The sequence below is a fragment of the Streptomyces sp. NPDC001678 genome, from assembly GCF_042892945.1.
Classification (GTDB): domain Bacteria; phylum Actinomycetota; class Actinomycetes; order Streptomycetales; family Streptomycetaceae; genus Streptomyces.
The window spans coordinates 160,972-180,388 of the sequence record NZ_JBIAUP010000005.1; the positions used below are offsets into that span (position 1 = coordinate 160,972).

Here is a 19,417-nt window from a genome sequence, read left to right on the forward strand (position 1 = left end):
TGCCGCTCATCCGTCCGCCGTACACCCGCCGCGGCCCGGACGGTGGTCGTAGGCTGACGGTCATGCCCACGCTGATCCTGGTCCGGCACGGCCGGTCGACCGCCAACACCGGGGGAGTGCTCGCCGGACGGACGCCCGGAGTGGCCCTGGACGAACGGGGCACGGCCCAGGCCGCCGCCCTCCCGGCCCGCCTCGCGGACGTCCCGCTCGCCGCCGTCGTCACCAGCCCGTTGCTGCGCTGCCGCGAGACGCTCGCCCCGCTGCTCGCCGCCCGGCCCGGGCTGCCGCTCCACACCGACGAGCGGATCACCGAGTGCCACTACGGCGACTGGTCCGGCCGCAAGCTCACCGAGCTGGCCGGCGAACCGCTGTGGGAGGTCGTCCAGCGCCACCCCTCCGCCGCGGCCTTCCCCGGCGGCGAGTCCCTGCGCGCCGTGCAGACGCGCGCCGTGGACGCCGTCCAGGGGTGGAACGAGCGCGTCGAGCGCGAGCACGGCGACGACGCCGCCTATCTGATGTGCACCCACGGCGATGTGATCAAGGCCGTCGTCGCGGACGCCCTGGGCCTCCACCTCGACCAGTTCCAGCGGATCACCGCCGACCCCTGCTCGGTCACCGCGATCCGCTACACCCGGTTGCGGCCCTATCTGCTGCGCCTCGGCGACACCGGCGACCTCACGGCCCTCGTCCCGCGGCCGGCCGTCCCGGGCGGCGAGGGCGCGGACGCGGCGGTAGGGGGCGGTGCGGGAGCACCGTGATCGTCGCGAGCAGTAGGGTGGTGGCGCGGGAACTCCGGGGCCACCGCCCCGCTCCCGCGCCGGAACGCAAACCCCAAGTGACCTCCGAACCCCATGGAGCAGGACGTTGTCCCGTCAGGTGTTCCTCTATGACCCACCGGACCGCTTCGTCGCCGGTACGGTCGGGCTGCCGGGCCGCCGTACTTTCTTCCTCCAGGCCAGCGCGGCCGGCCGCGTCACCAGCGTGGCGCTGGAGAAGGCCCAGGTCGAAGCCCTCGCCGAGCGCATCGACGAGCTGCTGGACGAGGTCGTCCGGCGCACCGGCGGCAACGCCCCGGTGCCGGCCGTGGCCCCGGTCGAGCTCGCCGACTCCGCCCCGCTGGACACCCCCGTCGAGGAGGAGTTCCGCGTCGGCACCATGGCCCTGGCCTGGGACGGCGACGGCGAGCGCATGGTGGTGGAGGCCCAGGCCCTCGTCGAGCTGGAGGCCGGCACCGACGAGGACCTCGCCGAGGCCGAGGAGCGGCTGCTCCAGGACGAGCTGAACGGCCCGCCCATGCTCCGCGTCCGGCTGACCGGCACCATGGCCCGCGCCTTCGCCAAGCGCGCGCTCGAAGTCGTCAACGCCGGCCGGCCGCCCTGCCCGCTGTGCAGCCTGCCGCTCGACCCGGAGGGACACGTATGCCCGCGCCAGAACGGATACCGCCGGGGAGCGTGACCCCGCACGAGCTCCTGGCCAAGGGCGAGCTGACGGTCCGGGCCCGGGTCCGCGAGGCCTCCAACGCGGTCCTGTACTGCACGGTCGAGTACGAGGGCGTGAGCGCCGCCTGCGTCTACAAGCCCGTCGCGGGGGAGCGGCCCCTGTGGGACTTCCCCGACGGCACCCTCGCCCAGCGCGAGGTCGCCGCGTACGAGCTCTCCGAGGCCATGGGGTGGGGCCTGGTCCCGCCCACCGTGCTGCGCGACGGGCCCTACGGCGAGGGCATGTGCCAGCTGTGGATAGAGGCGTCGGCCGACGAGGAGTCCCTCCTCGCCCTGGTGGAGGGCGAGGAACCGGGCCCCGGCTGGAAGGCCGTGGGCTTCGCCGACGTGGGCGAGGACCGCACCGCGCTGCTCGTCCACGCCGACGACGAACGGCTGCGGCGGCTGGCCGTCCTCGACGCGGTGATCAACAACGGTGACCGCAAGGGCGGCCATCTGCTGCCCGCCCCCGGCGGCCGGCTCTACGCCATCGACCACGGTGTGACCTTCAACGCGGACGACAAACTGCGCACGCTGCTGTGGGGATGGGCGGGGGAACCGCTGCCGGAGGAGGCTCTGGAGGCCCTGCGGCGGCTTTCGGCCGACCTGGAGGAGGGCCGACCGCTGGCCGGCCGGCTGGCGGAACTGATCACTCCGGCGGAGCTGGAGGCGCTGCGGGGCCGAGTGGCGGATCTGCTGCGGACGGGACGCCATCGCGAGCCGAGCGGGCAGTGGCCGGCGATCCCCTGGCCGCCGGTGTGATCGTTCCGGTGTGATCTTTCCGGGCCGGCGCACGGGAATACACATGTGGGAAGCCCCGCGCAAGAACGGAACTTCGGCCAACCCGCCCGCCCGGTTCGTATCCGGAACTCGCATCCGGTTACGCTCAGGACATGCATGCCTGGCCCGCTTCTGAGGTTCCCGCCCTGCCCGGCAGTGGCCGCGACCTCCGGATCCACGACACCGCGACCGGCGAGCGGGTGACCCTCGCTCCCGGTCCCGTCGCCCGTATCTACGTGTGCGGCATCACGCCGTACGACGCCACCCACATGGGACACGCGGCGACCTACAACGCGTTCGACCTCGTGCAGCGCGTGTGGCTCGACACCAAGCGGCAGGTGCACTACGTCCAGAACGTCACCGACGTGGACGACCCGCTGCTGGAGCGGGCCGTGCGCGACGGCGAGGACTGGACCGCCCTCGCCGAGCGCGAGACCGCGCTCTTCCGCGAGGACATGACCGCCCTGCGGATGCTCCCGCCGCGCCACTACGTGGGCGCCGTCGAGTCGATACCCAAGATCGTCCCGCTGGTGGAGCGGCTGCGCGAGGCCGGTGCCGCCTATGAGCTCGAGGGCGACATCTACTTCTCCGTCGCCGCCGACCCCGCCTTCGGCGGCGTCTCCCACCTCGACGCCGAGGCGATGCGCCTGCTGTCCGCCGAGCGCGGCGGCGACCCGGACCGCCCGGGCAAGAAGAACCCCCTCGACCCGATGCTGTGGATGGCCGCCCGCCCGGGCGAGCCCAGCTGGGACGGCGCCTCGCTCGGCCCCGGCCGGCCCGGCTGGCACATCGAGTGCGTCGCCATCGCCCTGGAGCACCTGGGCATGGGCTTCGACGTCCAGGGCGGCGGCTCCGACCTGATCTTCCCCCACCACGAGATGGGCGCCTCGCACGCCCAGGCGCTCACCGGCGAGCACCCCTTCGCCAAGGCGTACGTCCACGCCGGCATGGTGGCCCTCGACGGCGCGAAGATGTCGAAGTCCAAGGGCAACCTGGTCTTCGTCTCCGCGCTGCGCCGCGACGGCGTCGACCCGGCCGCCATCCGCCTCTCCCTGCTCGCCCACCACTACCGCGCCGACTGGGAGTGGACGGATTCCGTCCTGACCGAGGCCGTGGAGCGCCTGGACCGCTGGCGCGCCGCCGTCTCGCGCCCGGACGGACCCTCCGCCGACGCGCTGGTGGCGGAGATCCGCGAGGCCCTCTCCGACGACCTCGACTCCCCGGCCGCCCTGGCCGCCGTCGACCGCTGGGCCGCCGCCCAGGCCGCCGACGGCGGTACGGACGAGGGGGCGCCGGGCCTGGTATCCCGCGCGGTCGACGCGCTGCTGGGCGTGGCGCTCTGACGGGCTGAGTCCGACTGTCCTTCAGGGGCGCTCCGCGGCGACGCGGGGCGCCCCTTCGCCGTATTCGGCGTACATAAGTCCATGGGCGGGCTACGCGAGTCCATGGTGACGCCAGTGACGGGTGCGTTAAGCACGCGGACATGAGGCATCGACTGAGGTATCGATTACGTCTGAGAACGGCGGTGGCGGGCGCCCTCCTGGGCCTGGCGGCCGCGACGGCCGGCCCGGTGGAGCCCGTACAGGCCGCGTCCTCCGCTGCGGGTGAACGGACCGTCGGCGACATCACGGGCTTCTCGACCGCCGGCCCCGTCTTCCACTTCCGCGCGGGCGAGGCGGCGGCACGAGTGAGCTTCGTGGCGGCCGACACCTTCCGCATCGAGCTGGCGCCCGACGGCACCTTCACCGACCCGGCGGGCAAGGACATCGTTCAGCGGCAGGGCCCGCCCCCGGCGACCCACTGGCGGGACCGGGGCGACCGCTACGAGCTGAGCACGTCCGCGGTCACCCTGCGCGCGTACAAGAAGCCCCTGCGCTTCGCCCTCCACCGGGCCGACGGCAGCCGCCTGTGGGCCGAGACCAAGGGCATCACCTGGACGGACGACACCACCACCCAGAGCCTCGCCCGCGGCGCCGACGAGCAGTTCTACGGCGCCGGAATGCAGAACGGGCGCGGCAGCACCTCGCACCGGGGAAAGACCGTCGAGGTCGGTGTCGACTACAACTGGAACGACGGGGGTCACCCGAACTCCGTCCCCTTCTACCTCTCCTCGGCGGGCTACGGCGTCTACCGCAACACCTACGCCCCCGGTACGTACTCCTTCGCCGACCCGGTGACCACGAGCGAGAAGGAACGCCGCTTCGACGCGTACTACTTCGCGGGGAATTCACCGAAGGCCGTCATCGGCGGATACACCAGGCTCACCGGCCGCCCCTTCCTGCCGCCGCTGTACGGCCTGGAGATCGGCGACTCGGACTGCTACTTGCACAACAAGAACCGCGGTGAACGGCGCACGCTGGACGCCCTGAAAGTCGCCGACGGATACGTCGGCCACGACATGCCGCTCGGCTGGATGCTCGTCAACGACGGCTACGGCTGCGGCTACGAGAATCTGGCCGACGCCAACAAGGGCCTCGGCGACCGCCGGATGAAAATGGGCCTGTGGACCGAGGACGGCCTGGGCAAACTCGCCGACCAGGTGAAGGCAGGCCAGCGCGTCGCCAAACTCGACGTCGCCTGGGTCGGCGACGGCTACAAATTCGCCCTCGACGGCTGCAAGGACGCCTACAAGGGCATCGAGGACAACAGCGACGCCCGCGGCTTCACCTGGGCCCCCGAGAGCTGGTCCGGCGCCCAGCGCTGCGGAGTGCAGTGGTCCGGCGACCAGAAGGGCTCCTGGGACTACATCCGCTGGCAGATCCCGACCTACGCGGGCGCCACGATGTCCGGGCTCGCCTACACCACGGGCGACGTCGACGGCATCTTCGGCGGCAGCCCCCGCACCTATGTCCGCGACCTCCAGTGGAAGGCGTTCCTGCCCGCCGTGATGACGATGGACGGCTGGGCGCCGAGCGACAAACAACCCTGGCGGTACGGCGATCCGTACACCACCATCAACCGCAAATACCTGAAACTGAAGGAATCCCTGCTGCCGTACATGTACTCCTACGCGGCGGAGGCGAACCGCACGGGCGTCGGCCCGGTGCGCCCGCTGGCACTGGAATACCCGGACGACCCGAATGCGGCGTCGGACGCGGCGAAATACGAATTCCTGACGGGCGAGTACTTCCTGGTGGCCCCGGTCTACGAGGACACGGACGTCCGCAACGGCATCTACCTCCCCAAGGGGAAGTGGACCGACTACTGGACGGGCCGCGTCTACGAGGGCCCGACGACTGTCGACGGCTATCGCGCCCCGCTGGACACCCTCCCCCTCTTCGTGAAGGCGGGCGCGAACATCCCGATGTGGCCCGGAATCCGCTCGTACGAGGACCGGACGGGGGATTCCCCCGTGGCCTGGGACGTCTACCCCCGCCCCCAGGGCACGTCCTCCTTCACCCTCTACGAGGACGACGGCGTGACCCGCGCCCACCGCATGGGCGCCTACGCGGAGCAGAAACTGACGGTCCGCGAGGTGGGTTCCGGCGACGTCACCCTGACCCTTGACGCCTCCCGGGGCGACTTCCGCGGCAAACAGACGGCCCGCCCGTACGACTTCACGGTCCACACGGGCACGGCGGCGCCGAACGGTGTCTCGCTGGACGGCCGGGAACTGCCGAGGCTGGAATCGAAGGCGGCATTCGAGGCGGCGGAGTCGGGCTGGTGGTACGACGCCGGCGACCGGGGAGGTATGGCGAGGGTGAAGACGGGGACGCGGCCGACGGACCGGGCGCTGACGGTGGCGCTGAAGCGCTGAGGCCCGCTGTTCAACCGCCCATCGGGTACTCGTCCGTCCGCGTCCAGCGGCCGGCCGGGCTGATGCCCACCTCGTAGGCGAGGGCGCGGCCCTCGGCGTCGTACGCCAGGTGCCGCACCTCGGCCGCGGCGGCGGGGCGTCGAGCCGGAGGAGCTCCCGATCCTCCTCGGTGGCGAGGCTGGCCGTCCACCAGTCGCGGCCGGTACGGGCGTGCCGCCCGGTCGTCGGCTCCACGTACCGGGTGGTGCCCTCCCCGATGTCGGCGGCGGTCTGGTCGTACTTGGGAAGCGCCATCGGTTTTCTCAAGGGTCGGCGGTGGGGGAGCGGTGATTGCCGCTGTCAGACGGTCGTAGCGGAGGCGGGGCAGGTGGCGTGCGACGACGCGCCGGGTACGGCGCTATGCCTTGCGGACGAGCCGGTGGCGGGCGGTGTCGATCGCGGCGAGGAGGCGTTCGGCGGAGGTGAGAACCGGGCGGCGGCCCTGTCCTGCTGTTTCCTGCGGCAGCACCCAGGCCCGGCCGCCCACGCACCTGGCGGGCGGCGGCGCGAGAACGGCCCAGTCGGTGGGGTAGACGACGACGCCGTCCATTCCGGCGAACCGGTAGCTCGTACCGAGCGGGAGCAGCCACCGCATGGCGCGTTCCGTGTCGCTCATGAGGTAGGGGCCGATGGGGTCGGAGTCTGCTTTGAGTTCGGACACGGCCGCCGTGCCCAGGGTGAAGTTCAGCCGGACCGCGTCCCACCGCCGCCCGGTGAGGAGCGGGGAGGTGCCGCCCATGTCCCAGAGTCTGAGGGTGGTCTCGGGGTCGGTGGCGGCCTGGGCGAGCCAGTGTGTGACAGCGGTGTGCACGATGCTCCTTCAGATCTTCCGTGACGGATCCGAAGGCGACCGTAGGCCGGGCCCGTGCGGGGAGGGGGCACAGCCCGTACCCCCTTCCGCAGGGGCTTATGCGGCGAGCAGGCCGATCTTCACGGCCAGTTGTGCCGCTCGCTTGCGGCGGGCAGGGCTCTTCGACTCGGACTGTTCGAGGACGATCGTCCGGGCGTAGCCGTTGTAGCGGATGGTCTCCGGGGCGGTCTCGAACGCCTTGTCCAGCGTGGCGAGCGCGGCCTCGTGCTGTCCGTCGAGCCGGTAGCCGCGTGCCTCCTCGATCCGGTGGCGGGCCTGCCGGGGCCGTGAGGGGATGGCCAGCGCGTCCGCTGCCGCCGCTTGGCGAACGGACTCGCCGCCCGCGTGCAGCTCGACGGCGACGGTGACAGCGTGGGCGCCCATAACGGCGCGGGAGAAGGACGTGACCGAGTGGTAGTAGTCGGCGGGGAGGCGGTCGGCCATGGCGCGGGCGGTGTCCCAGTGACGCCACGCCGTGCCGCTGTCGCCGCGACGGGCAGCGGTGTAACCCGCTTCGAAGCGCAGCGCGCCGGTGATGGCGAGGACGTCGTCCGGGGCATCGGGCAGCAGGGGTTCCAGGAAGCGCAGCGTCTTCATGGTGACGGCGTCGGCGGCGTCGAAGTGCGCGGGGCCGGAGTCCCGGTGCGCCTGCGCCGCCAGCCAGGCCGCGACACCGATGACATGCGGGTCTTCGGACTCCTGCGCGGCGGTCATCGCGCGATCGGTGACACGCCAGTGCAGGGCGGCGTCGGGCTGGTAGGCCAGGAAGAACTGGCTGAGGCCGTACACCTCGGCGAGCACCGACTGCGCAGCTCGCCGGTCGGCGGCCTGGTCGGCCTGGCGGACGGAGAGCTGGGCGTCGTGGATCAGGCCGGGCAGCAGGGCGCCGACGACGTCGCGGTGGTTGGGCGAGGAGTGACGTGCCCGCCACGCGCCCGACAGCCGTGCCCGCAGCTCTGCCGTCGGGGGAGCCTGCTCGTCCGTACCGTACGGGAACGCGTTGACGGCGTCCCGTACGGCGGGCAGCCGCGCGTGGCCGGGCCCGACGAAGAGGTCCACGCGCGTGCCCTGGTCGCCCGTGAGCTCGGAGAGCTCGCGCACGCGCAGCACCTCGGCGATGCGCAGGATCACATCGAGCCTCGGCGTCTTGAGCCGCCCGCACTCGACGGCCTTCACCCACGAGGGCGACCTGCCGAGCAGTCCGGCGAGCACCGTCCGGGTCATTCCTCTGCGGGTGCGGAGCAGTTGCAGCCGCTGGCCGAAGGCCAGCGGGTCGGTGTACGGCGCGTCGATGGCATCAGATGGCACGGTCCCGCCCCTCTCCGAACGGCTCGTCATGAGCAGAGTATGGGGAGGAGGGGCTGTGATTGACGTGCCTACGAAGCCTGTTGTCGGATGAACGTCCCGCTCGCCCCGACATGGATGGACGCATGGCCACTCCTGCCGCCGATCGCAAGGTCCTGTACGTCGTCGTCTGTGCCGCAAACCCCGCCAGGGACGCCGTCCGTCTGGTGACGGCCGCGACCGATCGTGGCTGAGACGTCTGCGTGATCGCCACCCGGGCCGCCGCGGACGGCGACTTCATCGACCGCCCGGCCCTGGAGGCCGCGTCGGGCCGTCCGGTCCGTAGCGACTGGCGTCGCGCGGGGCCCTTCTGGTCTTCCGCCCTCGATTCCCACCCGGCGACGCGCCGGTCGATCGAGATTCTGCGTGGCTCAGGAGTGCGCGTTCTCTACGGCGAGGGGGAGTGGACTCCCCACGACCCCGGTACGGGCGAGGCGCGGATCGCCTCGTATCCGTGGCTCCGGGCCCTCGACGCGCTGTCGGACGTGACGCGCGTCCCGGACGCACCGGACGCCCGGGCGAAATAGTGCGTATCGCGTCGGTCTGGCCAAGAATGGGCCGGGGGCCCGTGATCGTGCCCGCGAGGAGAAGCGCATGCCCCGTGCCCTGGACGGCAAGACCGCCATCGTGACCGGCGGGTCCGCGAATCTCGGGGCGCGGTTCGCCGCCGCGCTCGCCGAGGACGGCGCCAATGTGATGGTGCACTACAACAGCGACTCCAAGCGGGGCCAGGCCGAGGACGTGGCCCGGAAGCTCACCGGGTACGGGGTGGGGGCCGCCACCCGGCAGGGTGATCTGACCCGGGTCGAGGAGGTGACGGGGCTCGTCGACGCGACGATCGACACGTTCGGGCAGTGGGACATCCTCGTCAACACCGCCGGGATGATCGTCCGCAAGCCCATCGCGGAGTTCACCGAGGACGAGTGGGAGCGGATGTTCGCGATCAACGCGAAGATCCCGTTCTTCCTGATGAAGGAGGCGGCCACGAAGATGGCCGACCACGGCCGCGTCCTCAACCTCATCACGACGATCGTGGGCGTCACCGCCCCCACCTACGGCGGCTACGCCGGCAGCAAGAGCCCCGTGGAGCACTACACCAAGTCGCTCGCGAAGGAGATCGGCGGGCGCGGGATCACCGTCAACTGCGTGGCGCCCGGGCCGCTCAAGACCAGTTTCTTCTATCCGGCGGAGACCGACGAGAACATCGCCTGGCTCAAGAGCATGAGCGTCAACGGCGACATCGGCGACCCCGACGACGTCGTGCCCGTCGTCCGGTTCCTGGTCTCGCCCGAGGCCAAATGGGTGACGGCGCAGACCCTCTTCGTCAACGGAGGGCTGGTCGGGACGGCCAGTTGACCCGGATGTGCGAGCCGACTCTTGCTCGGCCGAGCAAACGCGCGCTCCTTTTGCTCATGCGAGCAAGAAACAGTGCGGCCAAGCAGGAGGCGGAGGGGACGTCGTCCCGTACGTTCACCGAGGCGGCCCGGCGGGCCCAGATCGTGGGGGCCGCCATCGAGGTCATCGCCGAAGTGGGCTACGCCAAGGCGACGTTCACCCGGATCGCCGAGCGGGCCGGGCTGAGCAGCACGGGGATGATCTCGTACCACTTCGCCGGCAAGGACGACCTCATGCGGGAGGTCGTCGCCGAGGTGTTCCGGGTGGCGGACGGGTACATGATCCCGAGGATCGAGGCACAGACGACGGCCTCCGGGCGGCTCCGCGCCTTCATCGAGTCGAACATCGAGCTCATCGGCGAGTTCCCGAAGCATCTCCCCGCCGTGGTCGAGGTGATGGGGAACGTCCGCGGTGAGGACTCCTCGATGCGGGAGTTCTGCGCCGCGATGGACTCGCTCGTGGACACGCACACGCACTTGTTCCGTGAGGCCCAGAAGGCCGGCGAATTCGGGGAGTTCGACCCGCGCGTGATGGCCGTCGCACTCCGGGGGGCCATCGACGGCGTGGTGAGCCGCGCCGCCAAGGACCCGGACTTCGACGCCGTCGCCTGCGGCCGCGAGCTCGCCGACCTCTTCGACCGCGCCACCAGGAAAGAACTGTAGGAAAGACAAACGGGGGGAATGCATGATGGGAACGCAGGAACAGACGAGCCGGTCCGTCGAGAGGGAGGCGGCGCCGGCGCGGACACAGGCGCAGAAGACCGCCGCCCTCCGCAAGCTCCTCGTCCTCCAGCTCGTCTTCGAGCTCGCCCTGCCGCTCGGCGGCTACTACGGGCTGCGCGCCGCCGGTGTGAGCCAGTGGGCGGCGCTGGCGGTCGGCAGTCTCCTGGCCGTGCCGTGGCTCGTGTACGGGATGGTCAAGCGCCGCCGCGTGGAGGTCATGGCGGTCTTCACGCTGACCCTGATGGTCCTCGGGGCGCTGATGTCGATGGTGACCGGCGATCCGCGCACGCTGCTCGTCCGGGACAGCTGGATCGCCGCCCTCGCCGGGTTCTGGGTGCTCGGAACGCTCCTGACCCGGCGGCCGTTCATGATGACGATGGCCCAGGCGATCGTGGTGGCGAAGGTCGGCGAGACCGGCTGGCGCGAGTGGGAGGCCCGCTGGGAGACGGAGGCCCCGTTCCGCCGGGCCATCCGGGTGCTCACCGCCGTCTGGGGCACCGTGCTCACCCTGGACGCGGGGGTCCGCGTCGTGCTGGCGCTCACCGCGCCGGTCGACCTGGTGCCGACGCTGAGCACCGTCCAGTGGCTGGTCGTCCTGGCCGGGCTGCTCGTCTTCCACAACCGGTACATCACCCGGCACGGGCTGAAGGCCTAGGGGGAACACATGGATACGGACGTCATCATTGTCGGCGCCGGGCCCACCGGCCTGACCGTCGCCAACGAACTGGGCCTCGCCGGCGTCCGCGCCGTCGTCCTGGAACGGCTGCCTGAGCGCACCGGACAGTCCAAGGCGCTCAACCTCCAGCCCCGCACCGCCGAGATGCTGGACATGCGCGGCTGGCTGGACCCCGTCCTCGACCGGGCCGTCACCACCCTGCCCGGCGGCCACTTCGCCGGGCTGCCCCTGGACTACACGGCCCTGGGCACCGCCTTCCCGTACCAGGTGGGCATCCCGCAGGCCCGGGTCGAGGAGTTCCTGGAGGAGCACCTCGTCACGTACGGCATCCCCGTACTGCGCGGCCACGAGCTCGCCGGGTTCAGCCAGGACGCCGACGGCGTCACCGCGACCGTCACCGCACCGGACGGGACCGAGCGGCGGCTGCGCGCCGCGCATCTCGTCGGCGCGGACGGCGGCCGCAGCCGGGTCCGCAAGGAGCTCGGCGTCGGCTTCCCCGGCCGGGACGGCCGTTACTCCCTCGTCGTTGCCGACGTGCTGCTCGCCGAGGACGACGCGCTGCCCACCGAATGGCGGGTGCCCAATCCCGACGAGCGCTTCGGCGACGACGTGTTCCTGATCCCGCTCGGCGACGGCGTCCACCGTTTCCTCTTCGCGGGCGAGGAGCAGCAGAAGCACGACCGGGACGACCCGGTCCCCGACGACGAGGTCCGGGCGGCGCTGGCGATGGCGAAGCGCTTCCGGCCCCGGCTCCTCGAGGTGCGCTGGGCGTCGCGGTTCACCGACGCCGCCCGGCAGGCCGAGCGCTACGTCACCGGCCGGGTGACGCTGGCCGGCGACGCCGCGCACGTCCACCTTCCGGCGGGCGGCCAGGGCATGAACCTGGGCGTGCAGGACGCCTTCAACCTCGGCTGGAAGCTCGCCGCGGTCGTCCGGGGGCGGATGCCCGAACGGCTCCTGGACACCTATCACTCCGAGCGGCACCCCGTGGGCGCGGGCGTCCTGGCGAACACCCGGGCCCAGGGCGCCCTGATGTGGCCGGACGACGACGTGCGCGCCCTGCGCGGCATCCTCGGCGACGTCCTCGCGATGCCCGAGGCCAACCGGCGGATCGCCGGCATGATCTCCGGCATCGACATCCGCTACGACATGCCGGACGCGCCCGGCCACTCCCTGCTGGGCGCGCGGCTGCCCGTCCGGCTGGCGACGGGGCGAGGCGCCCTGCTCGGCCCCGACGCCGGGGCGGCGCGGGCCTGGGCCGGGCGCGTCGACGCGGGGCCCGCGCCCGAGGGCGTCGACGGCGCGGACGTGGTGCTGGTCCGGCCCGACGGGTACGTGTGCTGGGCCGGACCGGCGGGGGACGACGCGTCGCTCCGGGCGGCGCTGGAGCGGTGGTTCGGGCCGGGGGACTGAACCCCTGCTCGCCGAGCCCCTACTTCAGGAACGCCACCTCGGGGTACGCCGCCGACGGCCGCTCCAGCAGCGGGCTCGGCACACCGCGCAGGTGCCGGTCGAAGAACGCGCTCACATACGCCCGCGTGAGGGCCGTCGCCCGGTCGGCCTTCAGGGTGCCGAAGGCCACGGGCACGTCCTTCGCCGGGAGGGCCGGCGGCATGCCGAACCGCTGCACCAGCCACGGGCCGTCGGTGAAGGTGAGGTGGCCGCCCTCGGCGACGTCGAGCCAGCGCTTCCAGCCGGTCAGGTGCCGCCAGGTCTTCTCCCAGTCGGGCCGGTTCTCCTTGTCGTCGGCCCGCTGCGCGCCCAGGAGCAGGACCGGGCGGTTCAGGTCCGTGGACGGCTCGTTGAAGAAGTTGCCGTCCATGTTCACGGCCGCCTTCACCCGCCGGTCGGTGCGCGCGGCCTCCACCGCGCTCGCCCCGCCGATCGAGTGCCCGGCCACGCCGATGCGGTCGCGGTCGACGCGCAGGCCGCTGCCGGGGGCCGTCAGCCGGTCGAGGACGAAGGAGATGTCCTCGGCCCGGTTGGATATCACGGGGAGCCCCGGCTTGTCGCAGATCAGGCAGTCCTCCATGCGGCCGCCGGGGAACTCCACCGGAGCCTCATAGGTGTGGTCGATCGCGGCCACGGCGTATCCGCGCGAGGCCAGGTCCTCGCCCAGCGCGGTCAGCGTGAGGCGGCTCATGCCGAAACCGGGCGACAGGACGACGAGGGGCCGCGCCTTCGGGGCGGCCGGCGCGTTGAGGGTCGCGTGGGTCCGTACCGTGGCGGCGACCTCGCTGCCCAGGATCTTCTTCGACAACTCCTTCGACACGTACGGGGCCTTGGGCCCGGTGGAGGGCAGCGCCGGGTACCACAGCGACACCATGAGCTCGCGGTGGCCCGCCTCCGGCTTCCACGGGTCGGGGCGCGAAGTGTCCACCAGATGCAGCGTCTTCGTACCGATCGGCGCCCGCGTCGCCGGCGCGGGCACCTCGGCCGTGGAGCCGGTGATGGCGGGCCGGGGTGCCGCGACGGCGGCGGACGGTATCTGCGGGGCGGCGAAGGCGGTCAGCAGCGCGGCCGCCAGGAGCGACCTGCGTGTAGTGATCATCGACATGATCGTCACGCTAGCCGTGTACGGTCGCTCCCGGCGTCCTCCTCAGGATCCAGACGGCTCCCCCATAAGGGGGTAACCCCCGGGAAAGCACAGCACCGCGCTACCGCGCGTTGAAGTACTTCGCCTCCGGGTGGTGGATCACGATCGCGTCCGTCGACTGCTCCGGGTGCAGCTGGAACTCCTCCGACAGGTGCACCCCGATCCGCTCCGGCTCCAGCAAGGCCGCGATCTTCGCTCGGTCCTCCAGGTCGGGGCACGCCCCGTAGCCCAGGGAGAAGCGGGCGCCCCGGTACTTCAGGGCGAACATGCCCTCCACGTCGTCCGGGTCCTCGCCCCCGAAGCCCAGCTCCGCCCGGACGCGTGCGTGCCAGTACTCGGCCAGGGCCTCCGCCAGCTGCACCGACAGGCCGTGCAGCTCCAGGTAGTCGCGGTAGGAGTCCGCCGCGAACAGCTCCGCCGTCGCCTCGCCGATCCGCGAGCCGACCGTGACGACCTGGAGGCCGACCACGTCCCGCTCGCCGCTCTCCTCCGGGCGGAAGTAGTCCGCCAGACACAGCCGCCGGCCGCGGCGCTGGCGCGGGAAGGTGAAGCGGGTGCGCTCGGTGCCGTCCTCGTGGAGGAGGACGAGGTCGTCGCCCTTGCTCACGCACGGGAAGTAGCCGTAGACGACGGCCGCCTCCAGCAGGTTCTCCGTGTGGAGCTTGTCCAGCCAGCCGCGCAGCCGGGGGCGGCCCTCGGTCTCCACCAGCTCCTCGTAGGTCGGGCCGCCCGTGCGGGCCTGCTTCAGGCCCCACTGGCCCTTGAACAGCGCGCCCTCGTCCAGCCAGGACGCGTAGTCCTTCAGCGGGATGCCCTTGACGACGCGCGTGCCCCAAAACGGCGGCTCCGGGATGCGATTGTCCACCGCCACGTCCGAGCGGACGGCGCCCTCGGGCTCGTCCACCTCCAGCACCGCCACGTTCCGCTTGGGTACGCGCCGCTGCTTGAGGTCCGGCAGCGTCGCGCCCGGCACTCCGCGCTTGACGGCGATGAGCGCGTCCATCAGGCGCAGGCCCTCGAAGGCGTCCCGGGCGTAGCGGACCTCGCCCTCGTAGATCTCGTGGAGGTCCTGCTCGACATAGGCGCGCGTCAGGGCCGCCCCGCCGAGGATCACCGGGTAGGTGGCCGCCAGCTTGCGCTGGTTGAGCTCCTCCAGGTTCTCCTTCATGATCACGGTGGATTTCACCAGCAGGCCGGACATCCCGATGACGTCGGCGCGGTGCTCCTCGGCGGCCTCGACGATGGCCGAGACCGGCTGCTTGATGCCCAGGTTGACGACGTTGTAGCCGTTGTTGGACAGGATGATGTCGACGAGGTTCTTGCCGATGTCGTGGACGTCGCCGCGCACCGTGGCCAGGACGATCGTGCCCTTGCCGTCGGCATCGGACTTCTCCATGTGCGGTTCGAGGTGGGCCACCGCCGACTTCATCACCTCGGCCGACTGGAGCACGAACGGCAGCTGCATCTGGCCGGAGCCGAAGAGCTCGCCGACGACCTTCATGCCGGCCAGCAGCGTCTCGTTGACGATGTCGAGGGCCTTGCGGGCCTGCAGGGCCTCGTCGAGGTCGGCCTCCAGGCCGTTCTTCTCGCCGTCGATGATGCGGCGCTGGAGCCGCTCCTCCAGCGGCAGGGCGGCCAGCTCCTCGGCCTTGCCCGCCTTGAGGGACTTGGCGGTGGCGCCCTCGAACAGCGCCATCAGCTTCTGCAGCGGGTCGTAGCCCTCGGCGCGGCGGTCGTAGATCAGGTCGAGGGCGGTGGTGACCTGCTCCTCGTCGAAGCGGGCGATGGGCAGGATCTTGCTCGCGTGGACGATCGCCGAGTCCAGGCCCGCCTTCACGCACTCGTCCAGGAAGACGGAGTTCAGCAGGATGCGGGCGGCCGGGTTGAGGCCGAAGGAGATGTTCGACAGGCCCAGCGTGGTCTGTACGTCCGGGTGACGGCGCTTGAGCTCGCGGATGGCCTCGATGGTGGCGATGCCGTCCTTGCGGGACTCCTCCTGGCCGGTGCAGATGGTGAAGGTCAGGCAGTCGATGAGGATGTCGTCCTCGAGGATGCCCCAGGTGCCGGTGAGGTCGGTGATGAGCCGTTCGGCGATCTCGACCTTCTTCTCCGGGGTGCGGGCCTGGCCCTCCTCGTCGATGGTGAGCGCGATGAGGGCGGCTCCGTGCTCCCGTGCGAGCCGGGTGACCTTGGCGAAGCGGGAATCGGGGCCGTCGCCGTCCTCGTAGTTGACGGAGTTGATCACAGCGCGGCCGCCGAGCTTCTCCAGGCCCGCCTCGATGACCTCGACCTCGGTGGAGTCCAGCACGATCGGCAGGGTGGAGGCGGTGGCGAAGCGGCCGGCCAGCTCCACCATGTCGGCGACGCCGTCGCGGCCGACGTAGTCCACGCACAGGTCGAGCATGTGCGCGCCCTCGCGGATCTGCTCGCGGGCCATCTCCACGCAGTCGTCCCAGCGGCCGTCCAGCATGGCCTCGCGGAACTTCTTCGAACCGTTGGCGTTGGTGCGCTCGCCGATGGCCAGGTACGAGGTGTCCTGGCGGAAGGGGACCGTCTGGTAGAGGGACGCGGCACCGGGCTCGGGCCGGGGGCTGCGCCCGGGCGGGGTGAGGCCGCGGACGCGTTCGACGACCTGGCGCAGGTGCTCGGGGGTGGTGCCGCAGCAGCCGCCCACGAGGGACAGGCCGTAGTCGCGGACGAAGTTCTCCTGGGCGTCGGCCAGGCCCTCCGGGCCGAGCGGGAAGTGGGCGCCGTCCTTGGTGAGGATGGGCAGGCCCGCGTTCGGCATGCACAGCAGCGGGATGCGGGAGTGGCGGGTGAGATAGCGCAGGTGTTCGCTCATCTCGGCGGGGCCGGTCGAGCAGTTCAGGCCGATCATGTCGATGCCGAGCGGCTCCAGCGCGGTCAGCGCGGCGCCGATCTCGGAACCGAGGAGCATGGTGCCGGTCGTCTCGAAGGCCATCGAGCACAGCAGCGGCACGTCGAGGCCGGTGGCCGCCATGGCGCGCCGGGCGCCCAGGATCGAGGCCTTCGTCTGCAGCAGGTCCTGGGTGGTCTCGACGATCAGGGCGTCGGCGCCGCCGGCGAGGAGGCCCTCCGCGTTGGCCTGGAAGCCGTCGCGGAGCGTGGTGTAGCCGATGTGGCCGAGGGTGGGCAGCTTGGTGCCGGGGCCGATCGAGCCCAGCACCCAGCGCTGCCGGCCGTCGTCGGCGGTGAATCCGTCCGCCACCTCGCGGGCGATGAGGGCGCCCGCCTCGGACAGCTCGTGGACGCGGTCGGCGACGTCGTACTCGGCCATGGCCGTGTGGTTGGCGCCGAAGGTGTTGGTCTCCACGCAGTCCACGCCGACGGCGAAATACGCCTCGTGCACCGAGCGCACGATGTCCGGCCGGGTGACGTTGAGGATCTCGTTGCAGCCTTCGAGCTGCTGGAAGTCCTCGAGGCTGGGGTCCTGCGCCTGGAGCATCGTGCCCATCGCCCCGTCGGCCACCACCACTCGGGTGGCGAGGGCCTCGCGCAGTTGCGCGATTCGGGCGGAACGGACGGTCGATGGCGTAAGCGAGGCCATGGATGTGCTCCCGGGTGTGCGACGGCTGTCGGCTTTGCGCCCTCGCTGAAGAGGGCGCACGCCGCCAGCCTAGCCTTCGGGGGGCCGGGAGGCCGAGGGGCGTCCACGGTCTGGACCACTCGGTGGACCGGGGCCCGATCCTTCTCCCTCGGCCGGATTCGGCCGTACGACCCCTGTCGGTGATCATGGTCTGGCCTGCTGTCGGGTATCCCCTGGTCGGCATCGGCCGATAGTGTTCAGCATTGCCGAACGGATACAAACGGATACAGCCGGGCGGCGCGGGTGTTCAAGGAGGGTGCTCGATGGCACGGACCATCCAGTCACTGGAACGGGCGGCGGCGATGCTGCGGCTGCTCGCGGGCGGTGAACGACGGCTCGGTCTGTCCGACGTGGCCTCCGCGCTGGGTCTGGCGAAGGGCACCGCCCACGGCATCCTGCGCACGCTGCAGCAGGAGGGGTTCGTCGAGCAGGACCCCGCCTCGGGGCGCTATCAGCTCGGCGCCGAACTGCTGCGGCTGGGCAACAGCTACCTGGACGTCCACGAGCTGCGGGCGCGCGCCCTGGTCTGGGCGGACGACCTGGCCCGCTCCAGCGGCGAGAGCGTCTATCTCGGCGTGCTCCACCAGCAGGGCGTCCTGATCATCCACCATGTCTTCCGGCCCGACGACAGCCGCCAGGTGCTGGAGGTCGGCGCGATGCAGCCGCTGCACAGCACGGCGCTGGGCAAGGTGCTGTGCGCCTACGACCCGGTGGCGCACGCCGAGGTCGCCGACGCCGAGCGCGAGGCGTTCACCCCTTCGACAGTGACGGCCATGCCCGATCTGGAGGGCGTGCTGGACCTGACCCGGGCCCGCGGCTGGGCGTCGGACGTCGAGGAGACCTGGGCGGGCGTGGCCTCGCTCGCGGCCCCCATCCACGACCGGCGCCGGATGCCGGTCGGCGCGGTGGGCATCACGGGCGCCGTCGAGCGCGTCTGTGAGGCGGGCGAGCTCCAGGCCCGGCTGGTCGCGGCGGTACGCGACTGCGCCCGCGCCGTCTCCCGCGACCTCGGTGCCGGGCGCTTCTGAAGATCGCTTTCCTAAAGGGGGTCGCACCCGTGTTCGCGGCCCCCGGAAAACGGTCCGTCCGGTTCGCAAAAGCGTTTAGGAGCGTCCCCTTCGGGGCCGCTGAGACCGGGCCGTTACCGGTCGGTATCCGAACGTAAATTTACGGCCAGTTGGCCGAGAGTTTCCGGTCACAGAACCCTTGACGTGCTCTTAACCGTGCAGAAAACTGCCGTGCATCGGTCGGCATTGTCGAACACCTACCGACAATATTCGCTATGGTGTGCAGTGCCACGGGACCGATCGCCGCCCTCACGGAGGGCTCGGACCGCCGGAAACCCGCGGTTCGTCTTCCCCTGGACGAAGGACAAAGGAGTCGCGGGTGTCCAGCTCCGACATCTTCACCGGTGAGTTCATCGGTACCGCAGTGTTGATTCTGCTCGGCGGCGGCGTGTGCGCCGCCGTCACCCTGAAGCGTTCAAAGGCGCAGAACGCGGGCTGGCTGGCCATCACGTTCGGCTGGGGCTTCGCCGTACTGGCGGGCGCGTACATCGGCGCCAAGTCCGGTGCGCACCTCAACCCGGCCGTCACCCTCGGCCTCGCCTTCGACGGCGCGGTCGACTGGAGCGACGTACCGCTGTACATCGGCTCCCAGCTGCTCGGCGCCATGACCGGCGCCACGCTGGTGTGGCTCGCCTACTACGGCCAGTTCCAGGCCCACCTGACCGACCCGGAGATCGTCAAGTCCCTCAACCCCCACGAGGGCATGGTCGACCAGACCGCCGAGCCGCAGGCCGGCCCGGTGCTGGGCATCTTCTCCACCGGTCCCGAGGTCCGCAACGCGGTGCAGAACCTGCTGACCGAGATCATCGCCACGATGGTGCTGGTGCTCTTCATCCTCACGATGGGCCTGACCAAGGGCCTGGCGGTCAGCGGCACGGGCACCCTGATGGTGGCCCTGGTCGTCGTCGGCATCGGCCTCTCGCTCGGCGGCCCGACCGGCTACGCCATCAACCCCGCCCGCGACCTCGGCCCGCGCATCGTGCACGCCCTGCTCCCGCTGCCCAACAAGGGCGGTTCGGACTGGAGCTACGCCTGGGTCCCGGTGGTCGGCCCGATCATCGGCGCCGCCCTCGCCGCCGGCATCCACAAGATCGCGTTCTGAGCAG

Annotated in this window: 15 protein-coding genes and 1 pseudogene; 12 read left to right on the forward strand and 4 right to left on the reverse strand. The window is 71.5% G+C overall.

Annotated features, from left to right (window positions below; genetic code table 11):
- The first annotated feature begins 62 nt into the window (after positions 1-62).
- The 5 genes and pseudogenes from ACFYZR_RS12530 to ACFYZR_RS12550 all read left to right on the forward strand — a co-directional run.
- Complete coding sequence (locus ACFYZR_RS12530) at positions 63-758, forward strand: histidine phosphatase family protein (RefSeq protein WP_391908934.1); 696 nt, start codon at positions 63-65, stop codon at positions 756-758.
- A 106-nt stretch (positions 759-864) separates the two neighbouring features.
- The gene (locus tag ACFYZR_RS12535) at positions 865-1,455 is read left to right on the forward strand and encodes a DUF3090 domain-containing protein (protein WP_126913456.1); all 591 of its coding nucleotides are present in this window, start codon (positions 865-867) and stop codon (positions 1,453-1,455) included.
- Entirely contained in the window at positions 1,419-2,240 is an 822-nt protein-coding gene (locus ACFYZR_RS12540; protein WP_391908937.1) for an SCO1664 family protein, read from the forward strand. The genes ACFYZR_RS12535 and ACFYZR_RS12540 overlap by 37 nt, the downstream gene beginning before the upstream one ends.
- 131 nt (positions 2,241-2,371) lie before the next feature.
- Positions 2,372-3,601, forward strand: a complete 1,230-nt coding sequence (gene mshC, locus ACFYZR_RS12545; protein ID WP_391908939.1) for a cysteine--1-D-myo-inosityl 2-amino-2-deoxy-alpha-D-glucopyranoside ligase — start codon at positions 2,372-2,374, stop codon at positions 3,599-3,601.
- 140 nt (positions 3,602-3,741) lie between these two features.
- Positions 3,742-6,009 (forward strand): annotated as a pseudogene (locus ACFYZR_RS12550) (TIM-barrel domain-containing protein); the annotation flags it as partial.
- A gap of 403 nt (positions 6,010-6,412) precedes the next feature.
- On the opposite strand, the gene ACFYZR_RS12555 reads toward ACFYZR_RS12550, so the two are convergent.
- Entirely contained in the window at positions 6,413-6,865 is a 453-nt protein-coding gene (locus ACFYZR_RS12555) for a hypothetical protein (protein WP_391908941.1), read from the reverse strand.
- A gap of 96 nt (positions 6,866-6,961) precedes the next feature.
- Complete coding sequence (locus tag ACFYZR_RS12560) at positions 6,962-8,212, reverse strand: helix-turn-helix domain-containing protein (RefSeq protein ID WP_391908944.1); 1,251 nt, start codon at positions 8,210-8,212, stop codon at positions 6,962-6,964.
- A 239-nt stretch (positions 8,213-8,451) separates the two neighbouring features.
- Here ACFYZR_RS12560 and ACFYZR_RS12565 point away from each other — a divergent pair, with 239 nt between their 5' ends.
- From ACFYZR_RS12565 to ACFYZR_RS12585, 5 genes are all read left to right on the forward strand, one after another.
- On the forward strand, positions 8,452-8,775 hold the full coding sequence (locus ACFYZR_RS12565) for a hypothetical protein (protein ID WP_391908947.1): 324 nt from the start codon (positions 8,452-8,454) through the stop codon (positions 8,773-8,775).
- A gap of 67 nt (positions 8,776-8,842) precedes the next feature.
- Positions 8,843-9,604 (forward strand): SDR family oxidoreductase, encoded by a 762-nt coding sequence (locus ACFYZR_RS12570; protein WP_391908949.1) that lies wholly within the window; start codon positions 8,843-8,845, stop codon positions 9,602-9,604.
- Positions 9,605-9,660: 56 nt separating this feature from the next.
- Positions 9,661-10,305, forward strand: coding sequence for a TetR/AcrR family transcriptional regulator (locus tag ACFYZR_RS12575; protein WP_391908952.1), 645 nt, complete (start codon positions 9,661-9,663; stop codon positions 10,303-10,305).
- A 22-nt stretch (positions 10,306-10,327) separates the two neighbouring features.
- Positions 10,328-11,020: a VC0807 family protein gene (locus ACFYZR_RS12580; protein ID WP_391908955.1), complete on the forward strand. Its 693-nt coding sequence runs from the start codon at positions 10,328-10,330 to the stop codon at positions 11,018-11,020.
- A 9-nt stretch (positions 11,021-11,029) separates the two neighbouring features.
- Positions 11,030-12,454 (forward strand): FAD-dependent monooxygenase, encoded by a 1,425-nt coding sequence (locus tag ACFYZR_RS12585; RefSeq protein WP_391908958.1) that lies wholly within the window; start codon positions 11,030-11,032, stop codon positions 12,452-12,454.
- 19 nt (positions 12,455-12,473) lie between these two features.
- On the opposite strand, the gene ACFYZR_RS12590 is transcribed toward ACFYZR_RS12585, so the two are convergent.
- Positions 12,474-13,598 carry an alpha/beta hydrolase family protein gene (locus ACFYZR_RS12590; RefSeq protein WP_391908960.1) on the reverse strand — a complete coding sequence of 375 codons (1,125 nt, stop codon included), beginning with the start codon at positions 13,596-13,598 and terminating at the stop codon, positions 12,474-12,476.
- 100 nt (positions 13,599-13,698) lie between these two features.
- Positions 13,699-17,205, reverse strand: coding sequence for a methionine synthase (gene metH / locus ACFYZR_RS12595; RefSeq protein WP_391908963.1), 3,507 nt, complete (start codon positions 17,203-17,205; stop codon positions 13,699-13,701).
- Between the two features lie 302 nt (positions 17,206-17,507).
- Between metH and ACFYZR_RS12600 the strand changes: the two genes are divergently transcribed.
- Positions 17,508-18,272 (forward strand): IclR family transcriptional regulator, encoded by a 765-nt coding sequence (locus tag ACFYZR_RS12600; protein ID WP_126913448.1) that lies wholly within the window; start codon positions 17,508-17,510, stop codon positions 18,270-18,272.
- A 358-nt stretch (positions 18,273-18,630) separates the two neighbouring features.
- The gene (locus ACFYZR_RS12605) at positions 18,631-19,413 is read left to right on the forward strand and encodes an MIP/aquaporin family protein (RefSeq protein WP_311612628.1); all 783 of its coding nucleotides are present in this window, start codon (positions 18,631-18,633) and stop codon (positions 19,411-19,413) included.
- Positions 19,414-19,417 lie beyond the last annotated feature (4 nt).